Source organism: Amycolatopsis sp. lyj-23, assembly GCF_046549135.1.
Classification (GTDB): Bacteria; Actinomycetota; Actinomycetes; order Mycobacteriales; family Pseudonocardiaceae; genus Amycolatopsis.
Map to the genome: position 1 here is coordinate 12,578 of NZ_JAJPWN010000035.1, position 15,740 is coordinate 28,317.

The window sequence follows — 15,740 nt, forward strand, 5'->3', positions numbered from 1 at the left end:
ACTGGTGACGACGCAGCCGCCCACCTTGGAGGACGTCGCGCGGGTCGCCGGCGTCTCGCGCGCCACGGTGTCCCGCGTGGTGAACAGCGTGCGCAACGTCGACCCGAAGCTGCGCGAGACGGTCGAACGCGCGATCGCCGACACCGGCTACGTCCCGAACCGGGCGGCCCGTTCGCTGGTCACCCGGCGGACCGGCGGGATCGCGCTGGTCGTGTCCGAACCCGAGCGGCACGTCGAGGCGTTCACCGGCGGCGTGTTCGGCGACCCGTTCTTCGGCCGGGTCGTCGAAGGGGTGGTCGCCCACCTGCGCCCGCGGGGGCTGCACCCGCTGCTGATGCTCGTCGACAGCGACGAAGAGCGCGAAAAGCTGGTGCCGAAGCTGCGCCAGGAGCAGGTGAGCGGGGTGCTGCTGATCTCGCTGCACCCGGCGGAGGACCCGCTGCCGCGCATGCTGACGGGCGCGGGCGTGCCCACCGCGCTGTTCGCGCGGCCGGGCCGCCCGGCGCCGGTGTGCTACGTCGACGTCGCCCACCAGGACGGTGCCCGCCTGGCGTCGGACCGGCTCGTCGCGCGCGGCTGCCGCCGGGTGGCCACGATCGCGGGCCCGGCGGGCACCCCGGCGGGGCAGGACCGGCTGGCCGGCTTCCGGGACGCGATGGCCCGCCACGGCCACGCGTACGTCGCGGTCGCCGAGGGCGACTTCACCGAGCAGGGCGGCGAACGGGCGATGGCCCGCCTGCTCGCCGAGGAACCGGAGCTGGACGGGCTCTTCGTGGCCAACGACCTGATGGCCTGCGGCGCGCTCACGGTGCTGCGCGAAGCCGGGCGCCGCGTCCCGGCCGACGTGGCGGTGATCGGCTTCGACGACAGCCGGGTCGCGCTCAGCTGCCGTCCCCGTCTGACGACGGTCCGCCAGCCGGTCGAGGAGATGGGCGCGGCGATGGCCCGCATGGTGCTCGCGCGCATGGCCGACCCGGGCCTGCGGGCGGAGTCGGTGATCTTCGACCCGGAACTCGTGCTCCGCGATTCGGCCTGAGGGCCGGGCACCCGGCCGGCCGTCGATCCTGTCCGGGACAAGTTCCGCTCGGTGGTCTGGACATCGGCGGATTTCCTGTGCTCAGCTTTCCAACGTTGTAACGCCGCCGAGTCCCCTTCACCGGAACGGAGTTCCGCCGTGCGGAGCAGAACAGCGAGAACCATCCGGCGGGTCTGCGCGCTCGCCGCCGCCGGGAGCGCCGTCGCGGCGGTGACCGTCGCGACGCCCGCCGTCGCCGCACCGGTCCGCCAGACCGTCACCGCCGGCAACGCCCGCTTCCAGGTGCTGTCGCCGACCCTGATCCGGACCGAGTACGCCGGCGACGGCCGGTTCACCGACGCCGCCACCTTCAACGCCGTCGGCCGCGGTTCCTTCACGCCGACGGCCTACACCAGCACGGTCTCCGGCGGTGTCCTCACGATCAAGACGAGCGCGACGACGCTGACCTACCGGCTCAACTCCGGCCCGTTCGACGGCGGCAACCTCGAAATCCGCACGAACGCCGGCGCGACCCCGGTGCTCGCGGCCCCCTGGCACCACCTGACCTGCGCCGTCGGCGCGCGGTGCGAGGCCGAAGACCTGACCAGCGACGGGCTCGGCGTCGCCACCGACCACTCCGGCTACACCGGCGAAGGCTTCCTGGCCGGGTTCGAGAGCACCGGCAACTCGGTGACGGCCGACGTCCTGGCGCCGGCCGCGGGGACGTACTCGCTGACCGCGCGCTACGCCAACGGCCAGGGCGGCGACAACCAGCACGTCACCCGCACGCTGAGCGTCTCGGTCGACGGCGGTGCGGCGCAGAAGCTCACGCTGCCCGTGACGGCCGACTGGAACGACTGGGCGCCGGCCTCGGTCCCGCTCACCCTCGGCGCCGGCCACCACAGCGTCCGCCTCGAGCGGACCGCGGGCGACTCCGGCAACGTCAACCTCGACGGCCTCGCCGTCGTGACGGCCGGCGCGGCCTTCCCGCCGGCGTCGGCGCGCGCGTTCACCGGCTGCCCGGCCGGCGTGAGCTGCGAGGCCGAAGCCGGCCTGCGCTCCGGGTCCGCCGTCGTGGCGACCGACCACACCGGGTACGCCGGACGCGGGTTCGTCGCCGAGCTCAACCGCGGCTCGACGCTGACCCACCGCGTCGCGGACGTCCCGGCCGACGGCACCTACCTGCTGCACGTCCGCTACGCCAACGGCACCGGCGGCGACGGCAGGCACGAGACGCGGACCGCGTCCGTCGCCGCGAACGGCGTCACCCGCACCCTGAGCCTGCCGGCCACCGACGGCTGGGACGCGTGGCAGAGCGCGTCCGTGCCGGTGGACCTGAAGGCGGGCACGAACGACGTCGTCCTCGGTTGTCCCGAGGACACCAGCTGCCACGTCAACATCGACACCGTCGCGGTCACGCCGTCCGGCGGCACGGCCCCGCCGCCGCACCTGGCGCTCGGCGGCTACCGGCGCGGGCTCGACGGCGTCAACGGCGACAACGGCACGCCGTCGACCACCGAAGGGCTGCTGCACTCCGACGGCTGGTACCTGCTCGACGACACCCCCTCCGCGCTGTACGACACGCGCACCCGCGCGGTGACGCAGCGGCCGTCCCACGGCGGGAGTCCCTACCAGGACGGCTACCTCTTCGCGTTCGGCCACGACTACAAGGGCGGCCTGCGTGATCTGGCCACCCTGACCGGGCCGCCGCAGCTGCTGCCGCGCTGGGCCTACGGCGTCTGGTACTCGGAGTACATCGACCGCACCGCAGCCGACTACCGCGACAAGATCCTGCCGCGCTTCCGCAGCGAAGGCGTCCCGCTGGACGTCCTGGTGACCGACACCGACTTCAAGGCGCCGGACACGTGGAACGGCTGGCAGTTCGACACCACGAAGTTCCCCGACCCGGCCGGCTTCTTCGCCTGGTCGAAGGCCCAGGGGCTGCACAACAACCTGAACATCCACCCCAGCATCATGGGCTCGGACCCGCAGTTCGCCCGCGCGCAGGCGACGGCGAAGGGCAAGCTGGCCAAGTCGAACTGCGGCACCGACTGCTACGTCTTCGACTGGGGCGACCCGGACCAGCTCAAGGCCTACCTCGACCTGCACGCCGGGATGATGCAGCAGGGCAACGACTTCTGGTGGCTCGACTGGTGCTGCGACGCCTCGCGCTCGAGCCTGCCCGGCGTCACCCCGGACGCGTGGATCAACCAGCAGTACGCCGACCTCGCGGCGCCCGCGACCGGCCGCGGGTTCGTCATCTCGCGGGCGTACGGCTCGCTGCAGGCGGGCGGCTACGGCGGCCCGACCGGGCTGGCGACCGGGCCGTGGGCGGACAAGCGCAGCACGCTGCACTTCACCGGCGACACGTCCTCGACGTGGGGCACGCTGCGGATGGAGGTCGGCATCACCCCGGCGGAGTCGGCCGCGACGGGCATGTCGGCGATCAGCCACGACATCGGCGGCCACAACGACACGACGGGCCTGCGGGGGAGCGAGACCTACACCTCCGGCGGCCAGCAGCGGCAGACGGCCAAGCTGCCGGACGACCTGTACGCGCGGTGGGTGCAGCTCGGCACGTTCCAGCCGATCGACCGCCTGCACAGCAACCACAGCGACCGGCTGCCCTGGCAGTACGGCGACGCGGCCAAGGCGTCGGCGACGAAGTTCCTGAACCTGCGGGAGAACCTGGTTCCCTACACCTACACGCTCGCGCAGGAAGCGGCGACGACGGGGGTGCCGGTGGTGCGCCCGACGTACCTGGAGTACCCGGACGAGCCGGCCGCGTACGCGGCGGCCCAGAGCGAGTACTTCTACGGGCCGGACATGCTGGTGGCGCCGGTGACCTCTCCGGGCACGTCGGCGACCACGTCGGTGTGGTTCCCGCCGGGGCAGTGGACGGACTACTTCTCCGGCAAGACCTACACCGGCGGCACGACGCAGCAGGTGACGTCCGACCTCGGGACGATGCCGGTGTTCCTGCGCGCGGGCGGCATCACCGCCACCCGGACGGCCGACGTGACCAACGACGTCCAGAACCCGCTGGACCGGGTGACGCTGACGGTGGCGCCGGGTGGCTCGGGCACGTTCTCGCTGTATGAGGACAACGGTGTCTCGTCGGCGCGCTCGACGTCGACGAAGATCACCTACAGCGAGCACTTCGGGGCCCACGTGGTGACGGTGGCGCCGTCCCCGTTCCGGGCGGCGCCCCGGGAGTGGACGGTGAAGTTCCTCGGGGTCACGGCGGCCCCGAGCCGGGTGAAGGTGGGCAGCGGCTGGGCCCCCTCGACGGCGTGGAAGTGGGACGCGGCGACGAACACCCTCACGGTGACGGCCCCGGCCCACCCGGGGCGGGGTCCGGTGACGGTCTCGTACTGAGAACCTCCGGCGGGCGGAGCCGGAAAATACCGTGGAGGCCGTCCCGGGGAAGCCACTTTCCCCGGGACGGCCTTCACGCTGTCTTCGCGAGTGCCTCGGACTCCCGCGTCGCTTCGGTGGCGATGTCCCGCGACAGTGCGCGGGTCTGCGCGTCCGAGCCGGAAGCCTGTTCGCCCCCGGCCAGCACGACCAGCTGCCCGGCGTGCGCCCGCAGCAGCGCCACCAACCGCTGGTCGAACCCGGCACCGTCGTCGGTGCGCAACGCCACCAGGTCGGCCGGGGTGACCATGCCCGGCATGCGATGTCCACTGTGGACGTCACCGGCCGGCAGCCCGGCCCGGTCGCGGGCGGCTCGCAGCCGGGTCAGCACCTGCTCGCTCGAGCTCGCGAAGGCGGCGGCCGCCGAGCGGACCCGGGCGCTCGCCGCGTGGTCCGGGGCCAGCCGGGCCGCCGCCAGCGCGTTCTCCGTCATCGGCACCACCAGCTGCAGCCACGCGACGTCCGTCGGGTTGAAGCTGCCGGTGGTGGTGGGGACGGTGACGGTGGGGCCCGTGGCGGTGGTGGCGGGGCCGGTGGTGGCGCACCCGCCCACGATCAGCGCCACCACCGCCGCCCCCAGCGCCCGCCGTCTCACGGACGGCCGGGCAGCCGGTAGTTCGGGCCGAGCACGCTGCCGCGGTCCGGCTTGTACAGGTCGAACCCGCGCGGGTCGCACTGCAGGCCGCCGTTGATGCAGTGCTTCACCAGTGCCGCCAGGGTTTCCGGGTCCCACGCGTTGAAGAAGTCGTAGTGCCACGAATACCCGCGCCCGCTGGCCAGGTGCACGCCGGACATGTCGCCGCTCACCGGGAAGGCCATCTTGAACTCGAGCATCGGCACGGCGACCGGGTGGTCGGCCGGGCACGTCAGCGTCGCCCGGTCGGGATACGCCATGTGGCTCTTGTGGTCGGCGGAATCCAGGTGGACGCCGTCCCAGCAGCTCGGCGCCTGGTAGCGGATGTTGAGCTGGCTGCCCGCCACGCAGTTCACCGGGATGTCCCAGTTGTGGAAGCTGTCCCCGCACTCCCAGCCTTCGATCGCGCCGGGTGCGTGCTGGAACTCGTCCTGCGTCGCGGTGACGCTCCCGGCCACGTACCGCAGGCCGGGCGGGAACGGGACGACCTTGGGGTAGTCGAGGATGCCGGACTTGTAGTAGACGACCTGCGCGAAGTTCGGCAGCACCACCTGGTTCCCGTTGTACACGGTCGGGAACCAGTACGCGGACAGGTCGTCCGGGGCCAGGCAGGTGGTGTTGCCGACCCCGGCGCCCTGCAGGGACTGCAGGGTCGTGGCCGCGTTCGTCGTCTTGTTGCCGAGGAACGTGTGGTCGTGGGACGCGCCGGGCAGCCCGGGGAAGACGATCGGGTCGTCCGGCTGGTGGTGGCTCGGGGAGCAGTTGACCTGGAACTCGTGGTGGGTCACCAGGTCGTCGGCCCCGGCGGGCGACCAGGTGGCCGCGGTCAGGAAGGCGCCTGCCAGCACGGTGGCGGCGGTGCAGGCGAGGAGCGCGGTTTTCGTTGCCAAGGGTCCTCCACGGTGAGGGTGCCAATGGGAGAGCGCTCTCCCACAGCATGCGCAGCTCGCCGCGGCGCTGTCAAGGAGCACCCGTTCCGCCATCGGACAGTCGTTGTCGGGTTCGCCGGCGAGCCTTGACAACCGGGGCGCGGGTGCCGAACCATCGGTCGCGCTGGAGAGCGCTCTCCAATCGCCGTTCCCCTGTCGTACGGGAGTTCATCGTGGATCGACCGTCGCTCCTCCGTGCCGTCCCGGCGCTGGTGGCCCTGCTGGTGCTGGGCCTGCTCGCCGGCCCGTCCCCGGCGCACGCCGCCACCCTGCTTTCGCAAGGCAGACCCGCGACCGCGTCGAGCAGCGAAGGCGCGGGCACTCCGGCGTCGGCCGCGGTCGACGGCGACCCCGGCACCCGCTGGGCGAGCGCGTGGAGCGACCCGCAGTGGTTGCAGGTCGACCTCGGCGCGTCCGCGGACATCTCCCAGGTCACGCTGAACTGGGAGGCCGCCTACGCGACGGCATACGAAATCCAGGTCTCGGACAACGCCTCGACTTGGCAGACTGTATACAGTACGACCACCGCGACCGGCGGGATCCAGAACCTCGCCGTCACCGCCCACGGCCGGTACGTCCGGCTCTACGGCACCCACCGCGTCGGCGGCTACGGGTATTCGCTCTGGGAGTTCCAGGTCAGCGGCACGCCCGGAACGCCGACCCAGGACGGCCCGGGCGTCACCCGCGTGACCGGCACGCAGGGGAACTGGCAGCTGACGGTCGACGGGATACCGTGGACCGTCAAGGGCCTCACCTGGGGGCCGCCGGTCGGGGAAGCGGCCGCGCGGATGCCGGAGCTGCACGCGATCGGCGTCAACACCGTCCGCACCTGGGGCACCGACGGCACCACCCAGCCGCTCCTCGACGCGGCCGCGGCCAACGGGATCAAGGTCATCAGCGGGTTCTGGCTGCAACCGGGCGGCGGTCCCGGCAGCGGCGGCTGCATCGACTACACGACGGACGCGAACTACAAGAACACGATGCTCGCCGAAATCCAGAAGTGGGTCACGGCCTACAAGGCGCACCGCGGGGTGCTGATGTGGAACGTCGGCAACGAGTCGATCCTCGGGATGCAGAACTGCTACTCCGGGACGCAGCTGGAGCAGGAGCGCATCGCCTACACCCGGTTCGTCGACCAGGCCGCGCAGGCGATCCACGCCATCGACACCACCCACCCGGTCACCTCGACCGACGCGTGGACCGGCGCGTGGCCGTACTATAAGGCGTACGCGCCGAACCTCGACCTCTACGCCGTGAACTCCTACGCGCACGTCTGCCAGGTGAAGCAGGACTGGCTCGCCGGCGGCTACACGAAGCCGTACATCATCACCGAGACCGGCCCGGCCGGTGAGTGGGAGGTGCCGAACGACGTCAACGGCGTCCCCGCCGAGCCGACCGACCAGCAGAAGCGCGACGGGTACGTCAACGCCTGGAACTGCGTGCTGGCCCACCCCGGCGTCGCGCTCGGCGCCACGCTCTTCCACTACGGCACCGAGGGCGACTTCGGCGGCGTCTGGTTCAACATCACCACGGGCGGCGAGAAGCGGCTCTCGTGGTACGCGGTCCGAAAGCTCTACAGTGGACAGACGAGCGGGAACACGCCGCCGGTGATCGCGTCGATGAACCTCAGCCGCGTCACCGACGTGCCGGCCGGCGGCACCTTCACCGTGACCGCCGCGGTGTCCGATCCGGACGGTGACCCGATCACCTACACCATGGGCTACAACAGCAAGTACCTCAACGGTGCGGCCGGGCTGATCCCAGCCCAGTTCACCGGCTCCGGCACCTTCACCGTCACCGCGCCGCAGCAGCTGGGCGTCTGGAAGCTCTACCTCTACGCCCGCGACGGCCACGGGAACGTCGGGATCGAGACGCGTTCGCTGCGCGTGGTCGCCCCGCCGGTGCCGGGCACGAACCTCGCGCGCGGCGCCGCGACCACGGCGTCGACGTACCAGGCCGACGGTCCCGGGGCGCCCTACCCGCCGCAGGCGGCGACCGACGGCGACAGCGCGACGCGGTGGGCGAGCGCGTGGGCCGATCCGCAGTGGCTGCAGGTGGACCTGGGCCGCAGCCAGGCCTTCGACCACGTCCAGCTGGTGTGGGAGTCCGCGTTCGGCAAGGCATACGAAATCCAGGTGAGCGACGACGCGGCGAACTGGCATACGGTATACACGACGACGACCAGCGACGGCGGTGCCGACGATCTCGCGGTCTCGGGCACCGGGCGGTACGTGCGCGTGTACGGGACCCAGCGCGGCACCGGCTACGGCTATTCGCTGTACGAGTTCGGCGTGTACCGCTCATGACGGCGTGGTGGGCGCGCAGTTCAGCCCTGGCGGCCGAGCCAGTGGTGCAGCGCCCACCACGACCGCACGGCGTCGAGCACGCGGCCGCCGCTGTTCTCGGCCGGAACCACCGGCGTGAGCTCGGCCAGTCGGTCGAGGCGGTAGCGGACGGTGTTGGGGTGCAGGTGCAGTGCCTCGGCCGTGGAACGCAGGCGCTGGCCGTGGTCGAGGTAGGCCAGCGCCGTCGCGGCCAGTTCGCGGTGGAACGCGTTGGCCGGGTCGAGCGCACCGAGCAGCCCGGTCGTGAGCAGGTCCGCCAGCGCCGGCTGGGCCGTCAGCGCGATTTCGCCCGCCAGGTCGGTGAGGTCGTGCCGGCCGGGCCCGGTGATCCGGGCCGCCGCCGTGCAGAGCCGGTGCACCTCCCGCAGTTCGGGCAGGGCGACCGGGGGTGCCACGACGACCAGGACGCCGTCGGCGAGGGCGACCCCGGCGGGCGGCCGGGCCGCCAGGCCGGTCAGCCGTCCTTCGACCAGCCCGTACACCCCGCCGAACTCCAGCAGCGCCTGTTCGAGCGTGCGGGCCCGCGCCGGGTCGCTGACGTCGGACACCACGCAGGAGTACCGGCCGTCGGGTCGCAGCCCTGCCTGCCGCAGCTCCTCCGGCGTGGGCGGGTGCCCGGCGAGCAGCAGGGTGCGCAGCAGCTGGGTTCGCGCGTCGCGCACGGTGCGGGAGAGCTGGAGCTCGGCGGCGTGGTAGCCCTTGACGATGTGCCGTTCGAGTGCGCCGGTGTAGCGCTCGGCGTCGAGGATGGTTTCGAGGATGACGTCGTCGGGCAGGCCCGCGGCCCGCGCGCGTTCGACGGCGAAGCGGGCCGCCAGCGTCTTCCCGGCCTGGACCCCGCGCAGCAGGTCGGTGAGCGGGACACCCTGGGCGGCCCGGTCGGCGCCGAGTGCTTCGGCGGTGGTGTAGTCCGCGGTGTCGGGGTTGGTCGTCGCGCGCAGCGCGGCCGAAAGCAGGAACCGGACGTGCCGCCGGTTCTCGGCCTCCGGCAGCCGCGCGACCTCCGGCGACTGGCTCCGCGCGGCCTTGACCAGCTCGTCGACGACGCCGTCGTCGGCCGCCATCGCGTCGAGCACCTGCCGGAGCAGCGACGAGGCCGGCACGGCACCTCCCGTTGTGGCAGCGCCACAACCCCGCGGCCGCGATGTTGGGCGAGCGGCCCTACCGGAGCAGCTCCGGTGGCCGGTTATCGTGAGAATACCGGACAGTAACCTCGTTTCCCCGCGAAATCCACCGCACCTCTTCAATGCCGAAAGGTGTCTCCCGTGCGCAATTCCCGTCGGAAGCGGTCGTACCTCTCCCGCCTGGCGTGCCTCACCGCGTCCGTCGCCCTGCTGGCGACCGGGGCGGCGGTGCCGGCCACCGGCGCCCCCGCGGCGCTGCGGGAGGTGATGTTCGTCGGCAACAACTGGGACGGCACGGCGGACGTCATCCAGTCCCGCGGCTCCTTCGCCAAGATCGGCCGGGTCGACATCATCCCGGACAAGGACCAGCGGCTGGCGGAGATCTACCTCAACCCGATCAAGCTCGCGTTCTTCCTCGGCATCCGCAACGGGCCCGGCGAAGGGCACGACCAGTTCGTCGACGACATGTACACCACGCCGGACGGCGGTTCGGTGGTGGCGTCGCGCCCGAGCTTCGCCGACGTCGTCTCGATCAACCTGGCCACCGGCCGGATCAACTGGCGCTTCCCGGTTTCGGGCTTCCGGTCCGACCACATGGCGGTCTCGCCCGACGGCCGCCGCGTCGCCGTTTCCGCGTCGACGGCCAACACCGTGCACGTCCTGGACATCGTGACCGGGCAGCAGGTCGGCTCCTTCGCCACCGGCGACAAGCCGCACGAGAACGTCTTCACCGCCGGCGGCCGGTACCTGTGGAACATGTCGATCGGCAACGTCGACACGAACCTCGACGACCCGGGCTGGGACTTCACCAAGGGGGACCGGCACATCACGGTCGTCGACGCCACGACCTTCCAGCCGGTCAAGGTGATCGACATGCGCCAGCGGCTCGACGCCTTCGGCCGCCACGACCTGTCCAACGCCGTGCGGCCGGTGGCCTTCACCCCGGACGAGTCGAAGCTGTACTTCCAGGTGTCGTTCTTCAACGGCTTCGTGGAGTACGACGTCGCCACCGACAAGGTCACGCGGATCAAGGAACTGCCGAAGAACCCGGCCACGAGCGACGACCGCACCACGTTCGTCAACGACTCGCGCCACCACGGCCTGTCGATGAACCCGGCCGGCACCAAGCTCTGCGTCGCCGGGACGATGGACGACTACGCCACGGTGGTCGACCGCGCGTCCCTGCAGCCGGGGACGCTGGTACCCGCGGTGAAGCCGTACTGGGCGACGGTGAGCGGCGACGGCAACGCGTGCATCATCTCCGAGGCCGGTGCGGACCAGGTCACCGCCATCGACTTCGCGACCGGGCAGAAGCTGGTCTCGGTGCCGGTCGGCGACCACCCGCAGCGGGTGCGGCTCGGCCACGTGCCCGAGGGCTGGACGGGCCCCACCGGGTCCTGACGCTCAGGAGACGGCGAAGGCCGCGGTCAGCCAGCCGCGGACTTCGCCGTCCACATCGGACACCGCACGCAGGCTGAGCCGGTGCCCCACGCGCGGGCCGCTCGCCCAGCTCGCCGGGGCGATGCGGGCCGTCTCGACCGGGCGCGGCAGCCACAGGTACACCAGCACGTCCCGCGACCGCGGCCGTACCTCGGCGAGCTTCCGGTCCCGCTTCAGGAACACCCCGACCTTGACGGCGTCTTCGTGGACCTCGCCGAGCGTCCGCAGGTGCGCGACGACGGCGTCGTAGACCGACCGCTGCCACGGCGCTTTGCCGGCGAACGTCTCCTCGACCGTGCAGCCCGGCACGCACGTGTGCCCCTGACCGGCGCGCGCGAACTCGCGGTCGCAGCGCGGGCACGTCCACCGGGTCGGCATGCCGTCCAGGATGGCACTCACAGGGCGGCCAGGCCGAGCGCCGGGCCGGCCGCGGCCGCCTCCACCAGCTGCCGGGCCGCCTCGCCCGCGGCTTGGCGCTGCGACGGCGGCAGCTTGTCCAGCAGCGCCCCGAGCGCGGCCTGCCGCCGGTCGAGCAGGCGCGCCACGATCTCGCGCCCGGTCTCGGTGACCTCCAGCGTGACGACGCTGCGGTTGCCGGGGCTGCGGCCGCGGGCCACGTGCCCGAGGGCTTCGAGGCGGTCGGCCAGCCGCGTCACCGAAGACGCGTTGACGCCCATCGTCGCGGCCAGCTGCGAGCTCGGTACCCGGCCGAGGCGGTCGAGCACGAGCAGCAGCCGCGTCTGCGGGAACGACACCTCCGGCGGCGCCGCGTGCGCGCATTCCCACGCGATCCCGACCAGGAGGACGGTGAGACCGTCGAGGGCGGCCACGTCCGGGTCCCTGTCCCGATGGGGTTGCATGACGCAATACTTGCCACTCGCAAGAGCATCGGTCAAGAGGGACAGCCGCGGCTGCCGGCTACCGGGCCGGCGGCACGATGCCGTACTCGTGGATCTTGCGGTAGATCGTGGCCCGGGAAATGCCCAGCAGCTTGGCCGCCCTGACCTTGTTGCCGTCCGCGTCCTCCAGGCAGCGGACGATCGCGTCGCGCTCGATCGACTCGAAGCGGTTCAACGGGCGGCGGGTCACCGCGTGGAACTCCGCCGGGAGGTCGCCCGGGCGGATGGTGCCCGCGCGGCGGCGGCGGGCCACCCGGCGCAGCACCTCGTGCAGCTGGCCGGTGTTGCCCGGCCACTCCGCCCGCATCAGCAGGTGCAGGGCCGCGGCCGAACACGTCAGCCTGCCGCCGTAGCCGAGCTTGCTCAGCACCAGCGGGACCAGCTCCGCGAGGTCTTCGACGTGGTGGCGCAGCGGGGGCACGCGCACCGTCCGCGGGAAGAACTTCAGCAGCTCGGCCAGCGCCGGCTCGGTTTCGGTGTCCGGCACCAGCGTGAGCACCACCCACGGCGCGCCCGGGTCCTCGCGCAGCGACCGCAGGACCGCGGCCAGCGCGGTGGCCGCCGGGGCGGTCAGGCGGTCGGCGTGTCGGATCACCAGCGTGCGGATCGGGGCTTCGGCGTGTTCGCGCGGCAGCGCGGCCCAGTCGGTACCCGGCGCCGCGTCGACGGTCAGCAGCCGGGCCGCCGGGTGGTGGCGCTGGTGCAGGCCCTTGACCAGGGTCAGCTTGCCGGTCCCCGGCTCGCCTTCCAGCGCGACCCACTCGCCGCGCTGGTGGCCGCCGTCGAGGTCGTGCCCGCAGCGCAGCCACAGCGGCGCCGAGCCGACGACCCCCGGCAGGTACATCGGCAGCATCGGCGTCGACGCGGCCAGGGTTTCCTCGGCCTCGATCAGCTTCACCGACAGCACTCCGCCCGCGGTCTCGGCCTCGCGCCGGCCCGCGACCCGGCGGCACAGCACCCGGACCCGCAGGCCGCTCGACAGCGAAAGCGTCGCCGGGGTCCGCCGCGCCTCCGCCAGCGCCTCGGTCGCGTGGCCGAGCAGCACCGACTGGTCGGCCGGGTCGAGCAGCTGCCGGGCCCGGTCGTTCATCATCACGATGTCCTCGTTGAACGCCAGCACGATGCCCGTCCACCGCCGGCAGGTCTGCAGGTAGGCCTGGAACAGCATCATCTCCCGCAGGTCGCTGTGCCGCAGGAGGGCCTGCCGGATCTGCTCGGCCGTGGACCGCGCCAGCGCGACGAGCAGGCCGCCGGCGTCCTTGTACCAGCAGGTGAGGTCGACCGCGCCGACCTTCTTGCCCGAGATGGGGTGGTGGATCGGCACGCCGGCGCAGGCCAGGTCTTCCAGGTGTTCGGCGTAGTGCTCGTGGCCGAACACCGTCGTCGGGCGGCCGTCCTCCAGCGCGGTGCCGATGCCGTTCGTCCCGACGGACTGCTCGCCGTAGCTGAAGCCGGGCACCAGCTCGACGCGCTCGAGGTGCCGGGCCAGCTCGGCGTCCCCCGTCCGCTGGGTGAGCACCACGCCGTTGGCGTCGGTGAGGATGAGGCTGATCGGCTGGCCCTCGAACTGCTCGCCGAGCTTGTGCAGCACCGGCTCGGCACCGCGCATGAGCGGGATGTCGAGGTTCTGGTCGCCGAGGTAGAGCGGGTCGATCCGGTCGGCCTCGACGTGGAATTCCCGCGATCGCCGCCACGAGGCCAGGATCGTCGGGCGGACCGTGCCCGCGGGGACCGCCTCGGCGGTCAGGAACCGGACCCGGGTGCGGGCGAGTTCGTCGTCGGCGAGCAGGGCCATCTCGTCCACGTGACCTCCCGTTCCCCGCGGCCCACGTGGGTGCGGGCACACCCGTTGTGCCGCCCGTCCAGCGTACGGCGTGCCGGGCCGGTGCCGGTGTCTCAAATTGAGACGCTCCCCGCCGCGCACCGGCGGTGCGATGGGGGAATGGCCGCCGAGACGTACAACCCCTGGACGATCGTCAACCTCGTCTTCACGCACCTGGCCGAGCAGGGTCTGCACCCGGCGCTCGGCGCGGACGGAGACCCGGGCGAACCCGCCGCCGCGCTGCTGCGCGCGTTCGGGATCGTCCCCACGGTCGAAGGCGACGCCCGCGTGCAGACGGGCATCCACGACGAGCTGGCCGCCCTGCGGGCGCGGTTGCTCGACACACCCGCCGGCAGCGGTGCTGTCTCAGATTGAGACCCGCGCCCGGCGCGGCCGCCCCCTTAATGGGGAACGCAGGACGCCCCGGGCGGCGAGCTCAGGAGAGAAGGAGTTGATCCATGAGTCGCCAGAGTGTGGCGAAAGCCCACCAGAAGATCCAGGAACTGTCGTGGGAACCGGCGTACCACACCCCGGTCTCGCACTACGGCACCGACTACACGTTCCGGAAGGCGAAGAAGAAGGACCCGCTGAAGCAGGTTCTCCGCTCGTACTTCCCGATGCAGGAGGAAAAGGACCACCGGGTCTACGGCGCCGAGGACGGCGCGATCCGCGGCAACATGTTCCGCCAGGTCCAGGAACGCTGGCTGGAGTGGCAGAAGCTCTTCCTGTCGATCATCCCGCTGCCGGAGATCTCGGCCGCGCGGGCGATGCCGCTGCTGTTCCGCACGGTCCCGAACCCGGAACTGCACAACGGCCAGGCGATCCAGATGATCGACGAGGTCCGGCACTCGACGATCCAGCAGAACCTCAAGCGCCTGTACATGCAGAACTACATCGACCCGGCCGGTTTCAACTCGAGCCTGCGCAACTTCCAGAACGACTACTGCGGCACGATCGGCCGCCAGTTCGCCGAAGGCTTCATCACCGGGGACGCCATCACCGCGGCCAGCATCTACCTGACCATTGTCGCCGAAACGGCGTTCACGAACACGCTGTTCGTCGCCATGCCCGCCGAAGCCGCCGCCAACGGCGACTACCTGCTGCCCACGGTGTTCCACTCGGTGCAGTCCGACGAATCCCGCCACATCAGCAACGGCTACGCGACCCTGCTGATGGCGTTGTCCGACGAAAGCAACCACCAGCTGCTCGAACGCGACCTGCGGTACGCGTGGTGGAACAACCACGCCGTCGTCGACGCCGCGATCGGCACGTTCATCGAATACGGCACCAAGGACCGCCGCAAGGACCGCGAAAGCTACGCGGAAATGTGGCGCCGCTGGATCTACGACGACTATTACCGTTCTTACCTGGTCCCGCTGGAGAAGTACGGGCTCGTCATCCCGCACGACCTCATCGAAGAAGCGTGGAACCGGATCTGGAACAAGGGGTACGTCCACGAAGTCGCGCAGTTCTTCGCCACCGGGTGGCTCGCCAACTACTGGCGGATCGACCCGATGACCGACGAAGACTTCGAATGGTTCGAGTACAAGTACCCGGGCTGGTACGACAAGTACGGCAAGTGGTGGGAGAACTACAACCGCCTCGCGACGCCGAACGGGCACCACCCGATCGTCGCCGAAGATGTCGACTACGTGTACCCGCACCGCTGCTGGACCTGCATGGTGCCGTGCCTGATCCGCGAGGACATGGTGGTCGACGAGGTCGACGGCCAGCACCGCACGTACTGCTCGGAGACTTGCCGCTGGACCGACGCCGAGGCGTTCCGGCCCACCTACCAGGGCCGCAACACCCCGAACATGGGGCAGCTGGTCGGCGCCCGCGAGTGGGAGACGCTCTACCACGGCTGGAACTGGGCCGACGTCGTCTCCGACATGGGTTTCGTCCGCGACGACGGCAAGACCATGGTCGCGCAGCCGCACCTGGACCTGGACCCGAAGAAGATGTGGACGCTCGACCACCTGCGCCGGATGCCCGAGGTGCAGTCGCCGAACGTGCTGCTCAACCAGATGACCGCCGAGCAGCGCGCCGCGTTCGTGGCCGACTACAACCGCCAGGGCCCGGCCGGGCGTCCGGCCCCACAGGCCTGACGGGCGG

Annotated in this window: 12 protein-coding genes; 6 read left to right on the top strand and 6 right to left on the bottom strand. The window is 71.7% G+C overall.

Annotated elements, in window-relative coordinates:
• The first annotated feature begins 4 nt into the window (after positions 1-4).
• Together ACLJPY_RS49235 and ACLJPY_RS49240 are read left to right on the top strand one after the other, a co-directional pair.
• Complete coding sequence (locus ACLJPY_RS49235; protein WP_410597929.1) at positions 5-1,036, top strand: LacI family DNA-binding transcriptional regulator; 1,032 nt, start codon at positions 5-7, stop codon at positions 1,034-1,036.
• Between the two features lie 138 nt (positions 1,037-1,174).
• Positions 1,175-4,393 (top strand): TIM-barrel domain-containing protein, encoded by a 3,219-nt coding sequence (locus tag ACLJPY_RS49240; protein WP_410597930.1) that lies wholly within the window; start codon positions 1,175-1,177, stop codon positions 4,391-4,393.
• Positions 4,394-4,466: 73 nt separating this feature from the next.
• Here ACLJPY_RS49240 and ACLJPY_RS49245 read toward each other — a convergent pair whose 3' ends face one another.
• Positions 4,467-5,027: a DUF305 domain-containing protein gene (locus ACLJPY_RS49245; protein WP_410597931.1), complete on the bottom strand. Its 561-nt coding sequence runs from the start codon at positions 5,025-5,027 to the stop codon at positions 4,467-4,469.
• A complete protein-coding gene (locus tag ACLJPY_RS49250; protein WP_410597932.1) occupies positions 5,024-5,956 on the bottom strand; it encodes a DUF1996 domain-containing protein in 933 nt (310 codons plus the stop codon). The genes ACLJPY_RS49245 and ACLJPY_RS49250 overlap by 4 nt, the downstream gene beginning before the upstream one ends.
• 212 nt (positions 5,957-6,168) lie before the next feature.
• Here ACLJPY_RS49250 and ACLJPY_RS49255 point away from each other — a divergent pair, with 212 nt between their 5' ends.
• Positions 6,169-8,301 carry a discoidin domain-containing protein gene (locus ACLJPY_RS49255; RefSeq protein ID WP_410597933.1) on the top strand — a complete coding sequence of 711 codons (2,133 nt, stop codon included), beginning with the start codon at positions 6,169-6,171 and terminating at the stop codon, positions 8,299-8,301.
• Positions 8,302-8,321: 20 nt separating this feature from the next.
• Here ACLJPY_RS49255 and ACLJPY_RS49260 read toward each other — a convergent pair whose 3' ends face one another.
• Positions 8,322-9,443, bottom strand: a complete 1,122-nt coding sequence (locus tag ACLJPY_RS49260; protein ID WP_410597934.1) for a helix-turn-helix domain-containing protein — start codon at positions 9,441-9,443, stop codon at positions 8,322-8,324.
• A 162-nt stretch (positions 9,444-9,605) separates the two neighbouring features.
• Here ACLJPY_RS49260 and ACLJPY_RS49265 point away from each other — a divergent pair, with 162 nt between their 5' ends.
• Positions 9,606-10,865, top strand: a complete 1,260-nt coding sequence (locus tag ACLJPY_RS49265) for a YncE family protein (protein ID WP_410597935.1) — start codon at positions 9,606-9,608, stop codon at positions 10,863-10,865.
• A 3-nt stretch (positions 10,866-10,868) separates the two neighbouring features.
• Here ACLJPY_RS49265 and ACLJPY_RS49270 read toward each other — a convergent pair whose 3' ends face one another.
• From ACLJPY_RS49270 to ACLJPY_RS49280, 3 genes are all read right to left on the bottom strand, one after another.
• Positions 10,869-11,282: a DUF5655 domain-containing protein gene (locus ACLJPY_RS49270; RefSeq protein ID WP_410597936.1), complete on the bottom strand. Its 414-nt coding sequence runs from the start codon at positions 11,280-11,282 to the stop codon at positions 10,869-10,871.
• A gap of 17 nt (positions 11,283-11,299) precedes the next feature.
• Positions 11,300-11,734, bottom strand: a complete 435-nt coding sequence (locus ACLJPY_RS49275; protein ID WP_410597937.1) for a MarR family winged helix-turn-helix transcriptional regulator — start codon at positions 11,732-11,734, stop codon at positions 11,300-11,302.
• Positions 11,735-11,822: 88 nt separating this feature from the next.
• Positions 11,823-13,607 carry a sigma-54-dependent Fis family transcriptional regulator gene (locus ACLJPY_RS49280; protein ID WP_410597938.1) on the bottom strand — a complete coding sequence of 595 codons (1,785 nt, stop codon included), beginning with the start codon at positions 13,605-13,607 and terminating at the stop codon, positions 11,823-11,825.
• Between the two features lie 138 nt (positions 13,608-13,745).
• Between ACLJPY_RS49280 and ACLJPY_RS49285 the strand changes: the two genes are divergently transcribed.
• The gene (locus tag ACLJPY_RS49285; RefSeq protein WP_410597939.1) at positions 13,746-14,000 is read left to right on the top strand and encodes a hypothetical protein; all 255 of its coding nucleotides are present in this window, start codon (positions 13,746-13,748) and stop codon (positions 13,998-14,000) included.
• Between the two features lie 83 nt (positions 14,001-14,083).
• Positions 14,084-15,733, top strand: coding sequence for a methane monooxygenase (locus tag ACLJPY_RS49290; protein ID WP_363994068.1), 1,650 nt, complete (start codon positions 14,084-14,086; stop codon positions 15,731-15,733).
• Positions 15,734-15,740: the final 7 nt, after the last annotated feature.